The 12,172-nt window shown below is 44.4% G+C and carries 13 protein-coding genes, 1 tRNA gene and 1 riboswitch; of the genes, 3 read left to right on the top strand and 11 right to left on the bottom strand.

What is annotated here, in order from left to right; all coding sequences use genetic code 11:
* Positions 1–67: 67 nt before the first annotated feature.
* Positions 68–153, bottom strand: a riboswitch (cyclic di-GMP riboswitch).
* A gap of 115 nt (positions 154–268) precedes the next feature.
* The gene (locus AR1Y2_RS03080) at positions 269–1,165 is read right to left on the bottom strand and encodes a DMT family transporter (RefSeq protein WP_137327647.1); all 897 of its coding nucleotides are present in this window, start codon (positions 1,163–1,165) and stop codon (positions 269–271) included.
* Between the two features lie 217 nt (positions 1,166–1,382).
* Between AR1Y2_RS03080 and AR1Y2_RS03075 the strand changes: the two genes are divergently transcribed.
* Both AR1Y2_RS03075 and AR1Y2_RS03070 read left to right on the top strand, forming a co-directional pair.
* Entirely contained in the window at positions 1,383–1,721 is a 339-nt protein-coding gene (locus tag AR1Y2_RS03075; RefSeq protein WP_137330182.1) for a P-II family nitrogen regulator, read from the top strand.
* Between the two features lie 135 nt (positions 1,722–1,856).
* Positions 1,857–3,095 carry an ammonium transporter gene (locus AR1Y2_RS03070; protein ID WP_137327646.1) on the top strand — a complete coding sequence of 413 codons (1,239 nt, stop codon included), beginning with the start codon at positions 1,857–1,859 and terminating at the stop codon, positions 3,093–3,095.
* Between the two features lie 153 nt (positions 3,096–3,248).
* On the opposite strand, the gene AR1Y2_RS03065 is transcribed toward AR1Y2_RS03070, so the two are convergent.
* The 8 genes from AR1Y2_RS03065 to AR1Y2_RS03030 form a co-directional block, all read right to left on the bottom strand.
* Positions 3,249–4,679, bottom strand: coding sequence for a HAMP domain-containing sensor histidine kinase (locus AR1Y2_RS03065; protein ID WP_137327645.1), 1,431 nt, complete (start codon positions 4,677–4,679; stop codon positions 3,249–3,251).
* Between the two features lie 17 nt (positions 4,680–4,696).
* Positions 4,697–5,389 (bottom strand): response regulator transcription factor, encoded by a 693-nt coding sequence (locus AR1Y2_RS03060; protein ID WP_137327644.1) that lies wholly within the window; start codon positions 5,387–5,389, stop codon positions 4,697–4,699.
* A gap of 44 nt (positions 5,390–5,433) precedes the next feature.
* On the bottom strand, positions 5,434–6,192 hold the full coding sequence (locus AR1Y2_RS03055) for a lantibiotic immunity ABC transporter MutG family permease subunit (protein WP_137327643.1): 759 nt from the start codon (positions 6,190–6,192) through the stop codon (positions 5,434–5,436).
* Positions 6,189–6,968, bottom strand: a complete 780-nt coding sequence (locus tag AR1Y2_RS03050; protein ID WP_137327642.1) for a lantibiotic immunity ABC transporter MutE/EpiE family permease subunit — start codon at positions 6,966–6,968, stop codon at positions 6,189–6,191. Before AR1Y2_RS03050 ends, AR1Y2_RS03055 begins: the two co-directional genes overlap by 4 nt.
* Complete coding sequence (locus tag AR1Y2_RS03045; RefSeq protein WP_137327641.1) at positions 6,965–7,669, bottom strand: lantibiotic protection ABC transporter ATP-binding protein; 705 nt, start codon at positions 7,667–7,669, stop codon at positions 6,965–6,967. Before AR1Y2_RS03045 ends, AR1Y2_RS03050 begins: the two co-directional genes overlap by 4 nt.
* A 180-nt stretch (positions 7,670–7,849) precedes the next feature.
* Positions 7,850–8,635 carry a DUF1189 family protein gene (locus AR1Y2_RS03040; RefSeq protein ID WP_137327640.1) on the bottom strand — a complete coding sequence of 262 codons (786 nt, stop codon included), beginning with the start codon at positions 8,633–8,635 and terminating at the stop codon, positions 7,850–7,852.
* A gap of 2 nt (positions 8,636–8,637) precedes the next feature.
* Positions 8,638–9,192 carry a DJ-1 family glyoxalase III gene (locus AR1Y2_RS03035; RefSeq protein ID WP_137327639.1) on the bottom strand — a complete coding sequence of 185 codons (555 nt, stop codon included), beginning with the start codon at positions 9,190–9,192 and terminating at the stop codon, positions 8,638–8,640.
* 4 nt (positions 9,193–9,196) lie between these two features.
* Positions 9,197–10,561 carry an alanine/glycine:cation symporter family protein gene (locus tag AR1Y2_RS03030; protein ID WP_137327638.1) on the bottom strand — a complete coding sequence of 455 codons (1,365 nt, stop codon included), beginning with the start codon at positions 10,559–10,561 and terminating at the stop codon, positions 9,197–9,199.
* 147 nt (positions 10,562–10,708) lie between these two features.
* Here AR1Y2_RS03030 and AR1Y2_RS03025 point away from each other — a divergent pair.
* A tRNA-Arg gene (locus AR1Y2_RS03025) sits at positions 10,709–10,780 on the top strand.
* A gap of 155 nt (positions 10,781–10,935) precedes the next feature.
* Here AR1Y2_RS03025 and AR1Y2_RS03020 read toward each other — a convergent pair.
* Positions 10,936–11,193 (bottom strand): HPr family phosphocarrier protein, encoded by a 258-nt coding sequence (locus AR1Y2_RS03020; RefSeq protein WP_137327637.1) that lies wholly within the window; start codon positions 11,191–11,193, stop codon positions 10,936–10,938.
* An 8-nt stretch (positions 11,194–11,201) separates the two neighbouring features.
* Positions 11,202–12,167: an aldo/keto reductase gene (locus tag AR1Y2_RS03015; protein WP_137327636.1), complete on the bottom strand. Its 966-nt coding sequence runs from the start codon at positions 12,165–12,167 to the stop codon at positions 11,202–11,204.
* Positions 12,168–12,172 lie beyond the last annotated feature (5 nt).

The raw sequence follows: 12,172 nt of genomic DNA, 5'->3' as shown, positions 1-12,172 counted from the left end.
CAAGCCCACACATCATTCCTATAGAATAAAAAATGCACTGCCTTCTCCCCTGAACGCAATGCATACAAACTGCAGCTGGCTGTCATAATCCCTAAAATCTTAGACCCTTTAGCTTTGCGTCACAGGCTTTCGCCTGCTTTGCCCAATATTCAAATCTATCTTTACCTCATCAGTATAGTTTATTTCCTACAGAAATACAATGAAAAGGCTTTAAGAATCCTGTATTCTTTTACCTTTTTTTATCCTGATAATATATTTTCTCCAGCTCTCACTGCCTGTTTACCACAACGATACCTCCACACACAAGGAGGATGGACGCCATGTTGACAACAGTAAAAACATTTTCCCTTAAGAGCAGGCCGGATAACAGTGTTCCGAACACTGGAATCAGGAGATTATAGATGGAAATGGAGCTGACCTGATAGTGGGACAAAAGCCATGTCCAGACGCTGAATGCCACTGCTGAGAGAACCGCCATGTAAAGCAGCAAAAGCAGACCCGCACTGGAGAAGGTCAGCGTTCCGTTCCCTGTGTAACCCAGGACGAGAAGCAGGCCGCCTCCGAGTAAAAGCTGATAGCCCGCGATCAGCATGACATTCATGGACTGGGCCAGCTTTTTACTGTAGATAGACGCAAGACTCTGTGAAAGGGCCGCCATGACGATAAATCCCTCTCCGTTCCAGGCAAAGCCTCCAAGGCTCCCGCCCTGCAGATTGATCAGCACGATTCCCGACAGTCCCACCGCACAGCCCAGGATCTTCTTCACTGACAGCTTGTCGTTTTTGAAAAACAGCGGCGCTAAAAGGACAGGGAAAAAGGCTGTAAACGAATTGATGATGGACCCCTTGGCCCCTGTGGTGTGGGCCAGGCCAACATAAAAAAAGTAATACTGGATGGTTGTCTGGAGAATCCCCAGGGCCAGCAGCTTTTTAAATGTACCTTTTTTTGGCAGAGGTTTTCTCCTGCTCTGGGCCCCCAAAACAGCCAGCACCATGATTCCCGCAGCTGCGAACCTGATACCCGCAAACAGCAGTTTGCTGCCAATATCACTGCCTTTGATACCAAAGATGTCATACCCTAATTTTACGCTGGGGAAAGCACTTCCCCATAAAAACGTGGCAAGCACCGCAAGGCCTGCCATAACCGCCTTATTATCTTTTTTCATCGTTTCCTCCGCTCTTTTTGTTTTCTCCCATTCTATCATGTTTTCACTGGCAAATAAGAACCATTTTGATTTGTATTTATTTTTATACATTTTAACTTTTTATTGACAATCAGGGTTCAAGGCGTATAATGGGAACCAATCAAGAACAAAGGCGTTCCGATCACACGATTGGAATGCCTTTTTTGATGTCAATGGAAAAAAGGAGGATTATATTATGATGAAAAAAGTTGTTGTGGTCATCAAACCTGAAAAGCTCACGGATGTAAAACACATCCTGGAAGCGCACAAGGTTTCCGGACTTATGATCTCCAATATCATGGGGTATGGAAATCAGAAAGGATTTACCCAAAAATACAGAGGAAATGAATTAAATTCAAATCTTCTTCCTAAGATCAAAGTCGAATCTGTGATGCCGGAGGAGGTTGTGGATGAGGTGACCAAGGATATTGTAAACACTGTCCGCACTGGAGAATTCGGAGACGGTAAAATCTTTATCTCTCCAGTGGAAGAGGCGATCCGGATCCGTACCGGCGAGACCGGTAAAGACGCTTTATAAGCCGAATGCATGAATTATGGAAACAATAAAGTGTAAACAACATTATCAAAGGGGATAATGCAGTCAGGCCATTACAAGTAACCTTGTAACGGCAGGCAGGCATTGTCCCCTTTTTATTTAAAGGAGGATATGTATATGAGCGTTCAGCAGTTATTGAATATCGTATGGACTTGTATCGCGGCTTTCCTTGTCTTCTTCATGCAGGCAGGATTTGCGATGGTAGAGACAGGGTTCACCAGAGCGAAAAACTCAAGCAATATTATTATGAAAAACTTAATGGACTTTGTCCTTGGAACCCTTTGCTTCTTTGTGATCGGGTTTGCCCTCATGTTCGGAGGAGACAATCCGATCATCGGGACCACAGGTTTCTTTAACCCAACATCCATTGATCTTCAGCAGTTTAAAGATCTGACCCCCGGGGTCTTCATGATCTTCCAGACTGTATTCTGTGCCACAGCAGCCACCATCGTTTCCGGCGCCATGGCAGAGCGTACAAAGTTTTCATCTTATTTGGTTTACAGTGCCCTGATCAGTCTGGTCATTTATCCGATCACCGGCCACTGGATCTGGGGCGGCGGATGGCTGTCCAATCTAGGCTTCCATGATTTCGCAGGCTCCACTGCAGTCCATTCAGTCGGCGGATGGCTGGCACTGGTAGGGGCAGCCACGGTAGGTCCCCGTATCGGAAAATACAAAGCCGACGGAACTCCAAGAGCTATCCCGGCCCATAACATTGCATTAGGCGCACTTGGTGTCTTTATTTTATGGTTCTGCTGGTTCGGATTCAACTGCGGTTCCACAACTGCCGCCACTGACACCCTCGGTTCCATCGCCATGACCACCAACCTGGCTGCTGCTGCATCCACCCTTGTCGCCCTGGTCATCACATGGGTACGCTACGGCAAACCGGATGTGTCCATGACATTAAACGGCTCTCTTGCCGGTCTTGTAGGTATCACTGCCGGATGTGACGTGGTATCAAACTACGGTGCCATCGCCATCGGTGCCATCTGCGGGGTTGTAGTTGTGGCAATGATTGAATTTCTCGATAAAAAAGCAAAGATCGATGATCCAGTCGGAGCCTGCGGCGTACATTTAGCCTGCGGTGTCATCGGGACTCTGCTTACGGCATTCTTCGCCACCGGCAGTGCGTTAAAGCTTATGGACATCACCCGCGGCGCTTTCATCAAAGCACAGTTTATCGGAGTTCTCGCCGTCGCGGCATACTGTGTAATCGGCGGTCTCGTGATCTTCCAAGGGCTGAAACATACCATCGGGCTTCGTGCCTCCGAGGAAGAGGAAATCGCAGGTATGGATATATCAGAACATGGGATTTCCGGATATGCTGACTTTCCTCTGAAGAGTGACCACTAATACTTCAGGTATATCCGGGGTCCTATCCTCCGGATATATAAATGACAAGAATTTGACTAGTTTTTACTTGTCTGTTGACTCTTCTTTGACAGACTACGATGATATACTGGACGACAAAAGCCCCTGAATTCAAACTCAGGGGCTTTTGTCTATCTACTGCCAGCTGTGAGAGAATGAAACACAGGCGCCCCCAGAACTCAAATTTTCTATCTTCACAGATCCTCCCAACAATTCAGACAACTGCTTTACAATATATAAACCCAATCCAGAATGTCCGCCCTGACTTTGGCGTGCTTCGTCCCCCCGATAAAATCTTTCGAATGCTTTTTCCATATCCATAGAAGTGAATCCCATTCCTGTGTCACTGATCCTGTAAACAATAAATTGATTATGCTTTTTAACAAAAATACGGATTTTCCCTCCTGCAGGGGTATACTGCAGACTATTTGATAAAATATTGTCCAGTATCCTCTCCAATTTATTCACATCTGTGATAACAGTATCAGGTATCTCATCATTTCGTATCTCAAGAATCATCTTTATATTCTTTCTCCTTGCCTGTAAATCATAATCATATATTTTACGCTGAAGAAATTCCAGCAAATTAACAGGACCTTTCACCACTCCTGCTCCTGAACTTTCGAGTTCAGAAGTATATTGCATTTGATTCACTAATAAGACACTTTTTTCTATATTTTCTTCGATCACTGTGAGGTACTGCTTCTGCTCCTCATCCACATCAGTGTCATCAGACAATGCCTCGGAATAAGCCTTGATGATTGACAAAGGTGATTTCAGATCATGTGCCAAGGCTTCTGTGATCTCCACACGATCTTGTTCAAGTTTCCACTGTGCAGACAAGGATTGTTTCAATTCTTCTTTCATTTCATTAAAAGCTGTACAAAGTTCTCCCAGTTCATTCTCCGCATGGTAATCAATATCAAAATCAAGATTCTTCATTTTAATCTGCCTGGAACCATCCGCAAGAACCTGTAGTGGATGAGATATTTTTTTTGCATAATTTCGTGAAAATAAAATGGTAAACAGAATCATATAAAAAAATGGAGCAGATATAAGGAATAGGGAAGCGATGCTTACCCATAGGCTGCTATTATTTACCGCAGGCAGATTAAGCTTGTAGACTAAAGAGACCGCGCCGTTTATCTTACCCATATGGTCAATGACCGGAATCACGTGAACATAAAACCCTTTTATGTGGAATGTAGTGTTGAGACGCTGATAGAGTTTCTGTTGTGAATCAAAAATCTGCTCTTCATAAGTGCCATGCATTATATTGCCGGAATGGTCTGCTGCCTGATAAAAAAAGCCCTCACCGTGGACTAATTCTTTTAACTTGTCCTGTCCCCTGGAAGACAATACTGCTGCTCCTTCCTCGTGCACATAGTTCTCCACCTTGGGAATCTGTTGTTCGTAATGATTTTCTGGATTTATAGATTTTTTATTTAAAGCATTTACAAACAGAAATGCGGCCGCTGCATAAGTGATCATCGACACAAAAAGCGTCGAAAGTATAATATACACAAGTGTCATGCGGAACTGCGTGACAAGAGACTGTTGTTTCATACATCCTGTACCACCTTTCAAAGTTTATTCCACTTATATCCGATGCCCCATACGGTAGCAATATACGAAACAGATGAGCCTGAGGATGAAAATTTTGCCCGTATTCTCTTAATCCGTTCTACCACCGTTGTATTATCTCCGTCACCGTCAAACCCCCACACTTTTTCATAAATCTGCTCTTTTGTAAATACCTGCCCGGCATGGAGGGCAAGAAACTCTACAATCTCATATTCAATTTTTGTCAAAGGGACATCTACATTCTGGATCTTTACCAATCGCTCCCGTATATCCAAAGTCAACTGTCCAAAATAAAGTTTTGCTCTCTTATTTTCTGTGTTGATGTACTGGGAACGCTTCTCGCGCCGTATATTAGCCTCAATCCTTGCCATGACTTCTCTTAAACCAAAGGGCTTTGTAATAAAATCGTCTCCGCCAAGAGTGAAACCCTTAATCTTATCCGTCTCAGACTGCCTCGCGCTCAAAAAGATGATCGGACAAAGGACATCACTCCGTATCCTTCGGCATACATCAAAGCCGTCTGCAACCGGCATCATAATATCGAGAAGGATCAAATCCGGCATTTTTTTTGCAAGCTGGATCCCCATTTCCCCGTCAAATGCTGTTAGAACCTCATACCCCGATGCTTTTAATTTTTTCTCCAGCAATGCGACTAAGTCTTTTTCATCATCAATGATCAAAATCCTACTCACTTGTTTTCCCTCCAATCTTTTATTTCATAAACAAAGTGATGATATCATCCGCTGTTTTTTCTCCCCTCCCATTTACGGAACCAAAACAAACCGCCAGATAAAAATATAACTAAGAAAACCATACTGACAGAGAATTCTGTGAACAGCTGTACTGCGGCCTCAATCATCATAGTTCCTGATACGAAAGAAGAGGCCATTGGAAACATAGCCATTTTAACCGGGTACGACCAGGGAAGCAGCACCCATATATTGTTTCCGAGACTTGTTGTTCCTATCAGAACTGCTATTAAGATCCCGCAGATACCGACTCCTATTGAAGTTCCCATTCCCCATAAGAAGCTGATCCACAAGTGAATGGCCAGTATGGGGAGCGTACCTATGACTGTCAGCAAAGCGGCCATAAAAAACCAAGAAATATTTGCTCGTCCCGGCAGTATAGCAGCCATTCCAATCGAAAGGATCAGCGATGTAAGTAACGTGCAGATAGTTAAACTGAGTAAGCCAAAAATGAATTTCGATGTATACAGTTTTGCTCTGGAAACCTCTGTGTTCAATAGGTTGTTGAAATTCCCTGCCATTTCTTCTTCATGAATGAGAAAGCCTGTCAGCAGGCCTGTGCCTATAGGGAGGATCACTGCCGACCATAGCATATAAAAACTTTCAAACACAAAAGCTGAAGATAAGTCAGATCTATATTTCATATATGCAATGCCGAGTCCTGCAATACAAAAAGGCAGAAAAAATGTAAACCAACGTATGACCGTATGCTTTGTTTTCAACCATTCTGACCATAATAGACTCATCTCATTTCCCTCCTTTTAAACCATATACCTGTTAAGACTGAGACAACAGCTAAAGCTGTGAGCGATATAGCGATCCCTTCCGGGATGACAGACGAGTCAAGAAGTGGACTACCAAAGTTTAGCACACTCCCATTTGGCTGTACCCCGATCACGGGGCACATCATTCTAGTTGCCCAACTCCATGGAACAGCTATCCATAAGGATGACGGGGCTGCCAGAACTCCTGCTGTCATACCTGCAAATCCAACTGCCATGCTCACAAGCATTCCACCCCACGTGGCAACCCAGATTTGAAGCGGGATCAAAGCAAGTGAAGTAAGCCAGCACAACAGACTGCCTGTCAGGATCTTTGCTGCCGGAGGTGCTCCTTCTACAATACATAAACCAGTGACCATGACTACCGCAGCCAAGACTAAGGAAGAAAGCAGTGAATAAAATGCCATTCCAGCAATCTTATCTATCCATATCTTTATAGGTGATATATTATAAGCACGAAGTGTACGGTAGTTCCCTGCTTTTTTCTCATGTAATGTGACCAAGCTTGCAAACAGCGCCATTCCTAACGGCAGGAAAAGAAATGACCACCAGTTAAAAACCAAAGCCAGAAGCGTTGTCCATCTCATGCTTGTATTTCCACTTGACTGTGCCAATGAATTGTTGCTCATGATATATTGTATGATAAAAGCAAAGATAGCAAAAAATATCGGAATCAACACAATCAGTTTTCCCATAAACGTTCTTTTATATTTTAATAACTCAGACTGCAGTCCATTCATTTTCTGCTTTCTCCTTTCATGATCACATCAGTAAATAGTTTCTCCAAATCTTCCTTAGTATCTGGTACCCCCTGAAATAACAGTTTCCCCCCGCTTATGATTCCGATTTCATCAACGACCTGCGCAGCCTCTGATAATATATGGCTGGATAAGATCACTGTAATTCCTTTCTCTGGAAAAGAGGAAATAAGTTCTCTAAGTTCCTGTATACCAAAAGGATCGAGTCCGTTTGTAGGTTCGTCAAGGATCAGCAGTCTGGGGCTGTTTAAAAGGGCTGCCGCAATTCCCAGTCTTTGTTTCATCCCCATGGAAAATTGGGACACTCTCTTTTTTCCCGTGTCGTTTAAATCCACGGTCTCCAATACCGTTTGAATCCGTTCTTTAAGGATTTTTAGAAGTTTTGTATGGACTAAAAGATTTTCTTCTGCTGTTAAGTTTCCATATAGGGCAGGTGCTTCAATCAAAGAGCCTATCTGAGCAAGTGATGATCTTTTCCATGGTTCTCCATCAAACATAATCTGCCCATCTGTTGGATTTAAAAGCCCTACAATCATTTTCAAAGTTGTTGACTTTCCGGCGCCATTTGGTCCCAGAAGTCCATAAATACTGTTTCTTTTTATTTGCAGTGAGATCCCACTGACAACCTGTTGCTGTCCAAAACATTTCGTTAAATTTCTTGTTTCAAGAATTAAATCTTTCATATCGATACTTCCTTTCTGTAAAGAAACCAATGACTCAATCACAGAAAGAATCGTAGCATAAAAAAATAACCATTCTATAACAGCGAATATATTTCATAGGGAGGTTTGGAGAACTTTCCAATGGAATAAAAAAAGTGCCCCTTCACGGAACACTTTTTTACCTTCTATCACTATCAATCTCTATTCTTTCGCCTTCTTCTCCATCAGCCCCATCATCATCAGCTGGTAGCTCACCATATATCCGATCATGATCCAGATGATCCCCGTAAAGAACGATATCCCTGCGGTAAGCCCGATAGTACCGATCAACTCACACGGTACTCTGGCATAAATAGACATCTGAAAAATCTTTCCGAATGCCATGGGCTGATTCCTGGTCCTCATATTTAAAGATACCAGCCAAGAGATCAACAGACAGTAAAACAAATACTGCAGGATCACTCCCCCATAAACAAACAAAAGGGCAACAAACACCATAAAATAGACCAGAGGAAGCAGATTCGCCATATCCTGGTTGGTAAAGGTCACGTTCTTCATTGTGTTGAAGTTCTTCGTAACGGTCTGCCCCATAACCGAAGTTTTGATGGCCATATTGTTCTTGGAAAAATGAATCTCATCTGAATATTTCTCATCGAAATCATCTTTGCCCACGTTCTTTTTGGACGAATCCGCCGAGATATGGATAGCCCCCAGATTAAAGTCCACTGCATGATCCAGTGTGAGCTGGCCGTCCTTCAGTTCAAAAGCCGGCAGCCGGTTCATGACGAAGTTTTTCGGACCTCCAACGCTCACCGCAAACCCAGCCAGATCCATCACCGGTCCCAGCAGAGTGATGACAAGTCCCAAAAGCAATGTAAATATGGCGACCTTCCATTTTTTCAGGTTTAGCAGCTTCTTATACTGCCTTGGTTTGGTGCAGGCGATACGAAGCTGCTCCCAAACGCTTATTTTTTCTGTACTTTGCATTCTTAATTTTCCTCATAAATGATGCTCTTTAACAATTCCTCTTTTGCTTCTGTTCCCTGAAGGATCTCCACCAGTTTTCCGGCAAACAAAATGGCAGTTCCCATGCCTCTGCTGGTGATCACTTTTCCGTCCACGACAACCGGTTCAATCACATATTCCGCTTTACCAAGTCCGTCTTCCTGTCCAGGGTAACAGGTCGCTTTTTTTCCGTCTAAAAATCCGTACTTTCCGAGCACTGTCGGACCTGCACAGATCGCTGCCAAATATTTTCCATTATCATACGCCTTTTTCAGCAGCTTCGCAAGTCCCTCATGCTCCCTCAGAGCAAGTGTGCCCGGCATACCTCCGGGGAGTACATACATAGCTCCTTCCGGCTCCAGCACTTCGTGGAACATACAGTCTGCCTCCACCTCGATATGATGGGAGCCTGTAATGGCTTTTGAAGGCCCTACAGAGACCATGACCACTTCAATCCCTGCCCTTCTAAGCATGTCAACGACCGTCAGGCCTTCAATCTCTTCAAATCCATCTGCTAAAAACACAAACACCTTATTCATAAGTTCATCGTCCTTTCTTTATCTGCTCAAAACGAAAACACTCTTTTACTACTACTTTATGTAAAACAAGCAGGCATATCAGGTTTGGTATTGCCATGAGCCCGTTCATTGTGTCCGAGAAATTCCATACCAGCTGGAGCGGTACCGTAGCTCCCACAAAAATCACACAGGAATAAACAATCCGGTATATTTTAATATAGAAGGTTTTTTTCACTAAGTATTCCAGCGCTTTCTCGCCATAATATTCCCATCCTATGATCGTTGAAAACGCAAACATGACGATCCCAAGTCCGACACACAGTTCTCCCGCCGGTCCGAGCGCCTTCTCAAACGCCTTCATCGTAAGCGCAGCCCCGGTAATCAGCCTGCCGTGGGAGTCCACGCTTCCAAGCACTCCGGAAGATGCCACGATCAGTCCTGTGACGCTGCATACCACAAGCGTGTCAAAAAAGGTGCCGGTCATGTTGATATAACCTTGCCTGGACGGATGATCAGTCTTTGCAGCAGCCGCCACGATTGGTGCAGATCCAAGTCCGGCCTCGTTGGAGAAAATACCTCTGGCGATTCCCCACCGCATGGAAGAAAATAATCCTGCCACGATGGTTCCGCCGACACCTCCTGCCATAGCTCTGGGAGATAGTCCCATCTTAAAGATCATTGCGATTCCCTGTCCCAGATTAGCCCGGTTGATATAGATGACAGCAACGCCCATGATAAAATAAAAGACTGCCATCTTCGGTACAAAGAATCCGCATACTTTTCCTATGCTCTTAATCCCGCCAATCAGGATCGACAGCGCCAGCAGTGCGATCACCGCGCCTGTCAGCCAGTGGGGAGTCCCCCACAGCCCTTTCAATGACTCGGCGATGGAATTTGCCTGGGTCATATTTCCGATGCCAAAGGATGCAAATACAGTAAACAGGGCAAAGAAAAATGCCAGGATGAGCCCGATCCATTTGATCTTAAAGCCATTTTTCATGGCATACATAGGACCGCCGCACATCTCTCCATTCTCATTGACTTCCCGGAACTTAACTGCCAGGACACTCTCCGCATACTTGGTGGACAGCCCGAATAAGGCACTGATCCACATCCACAGAAACGCCCCAGGGCCTCCCATGACCATTGCGGTGCTGACTCCGACGATATTTCCTGTTCCGATGGTAGCCGCCAAAGCTGTCATCAACGATTGAAATCCCGATATGTCCCCGTCCTGCGAACCGCTTTTGTCTTTGACAAAAACCATCTTCAGAGCATAGGGGAGATTTCTCCACGGCAGGAACCTTAAACGTATGGTCAAAAAAATACCTGTCCCCATCAAGAGTGTGAGCATAACAGGCCCCCACACGAAATCATTGATTGCTTTCATAAACTACCTCCCTGTCAATCTTTCCGGCTAAACATAGAAAGACCCTATTTAACTACTTTAAAGAAAAAGAAGAAAAAAGTCAACGCCATGCATCTTTTTTCATTGACTTTTCATAAATGAATCGTTACAATAGAAGATGTGTTTTATGGGTCTGTAGTTAAATGGATATAACAGCCCCCTCCTAAGGGGCCGTTGTGGGTTCGATTCCCGCCAGGCCTATTTTATATGAGAAGTTCCGTTATGGCGGGACTTTTTTTCTTTTCCGGTGATAGATAAGTTTATGCGGACAACATACAATAAATGCACCCCAAGACGTTTGGAGTGCATTTATCAAAAGTATGAAATTGTATATTTTTCATTATATCTTCTTTTTCTTATCTCCAGCAGCCAATACATTCCTCTATCTGGTCTGCCGCTTTCTCCTCTTCCTCCCCATCAGTCTCCACGATGATCTCATCTCCCTGCCGGATCCTGGCATGAAGAAGTTCCATGATACTCCTTCCATCAAACTCCTGTCCACTCCAGCAGATCTTCACCTTGCACGCAAAATTCTCACATAGGTTTGCAAGCTCTGCGGCAGTGCGGATATGGATGCCGCTCCTGTTGGGGATGATAATCTTTCTTTTCTGCATGGCAATCCTCACCCAATATCAAGTCTTTTAATCTCATCGTCAATCCTTTTGATCTCTTCCTCTGTCAGCTCCCATTCAAACGCGCTGCAGTTTTCATCCGCCTGTTCAGCATTTGTTACTCCAGTGAGCGCCGTTCCCACAAAACTCTTTTGGGTGCTCCAGTTGATGGAAACCTGGGCCACCGGTTTGTTGTGTTCCTCAGCTATAGCATCCAGTGTCTTTAGTAGTTCCATGATTTTTGAGAACTCCGGCTCCTTAAAAAATGGATAGAACACAAGTCGCATATCCTTCGGGTCATATTCCGGGCACTCCCTGATGGCTCCAGTCAGGATACCGGCCCCCAAAGAACCATAGGTCATTGTGCCGATCCCCTGTGTCTCTGCCCATTCCATCAGTTCCCGCTCGGACTGGTTTACCATGGAAAACGGAGGCTGGATCACATCAATCTTCGCATATTTCTGTGCTTCCATAATCAGCTCTTTCGGAGAGTTGGACATTCCGATAAAACGGATCTTCCCCTTTTCCTTCAACATGTTTAAAGCCGCCATAGTCTCCTCGACCGGTGTGTTTACATCGGGCCAGTGCATGATATAGAAGTCAATATAATCTGTTTGCAGCCTGGAAAGAGATTCATCAATTTCTCTTTCCACAGAATTATACTTATTATCTCTTACCGATTTCCCATCATAATGGCTAATATAAGAACCAAACTTTGTTGCCAGAAAAATTTTTTCCCGATATCCGTCTTTCAGCGCCTGTCCAACTACTTCCTCGGAATGCCCATCCCCATAAATGGGAGCCGTATCTACCATATTGACTCCGTTTTCAATCATCCGTCGCACTGCCGCAACAGAATCCCTTGTATCCACATCTCCCCATGTCACTCCTGCAGAGTTGGCTCCTGCGATTCCCCATGTGCCCACTGTCAGCGCTGACACGTCCACACCTGCATTTTTAAAATGTTTATATCTCATCATAT

Origin of the sequence: Anaerostipes rhamnosivorans, from assembly GCF_005280655.1 — a bacterium.
Classification (GTDB): Bacteria; Bacillota; Clostridia; order Lachnospirales; family Lachnospiraceae; genus Anaerostipes; species Anaerostipes rhamnosivorans.
This window is presented reverse-complemented; position numbering and strand designations above follow the sequence as displayed.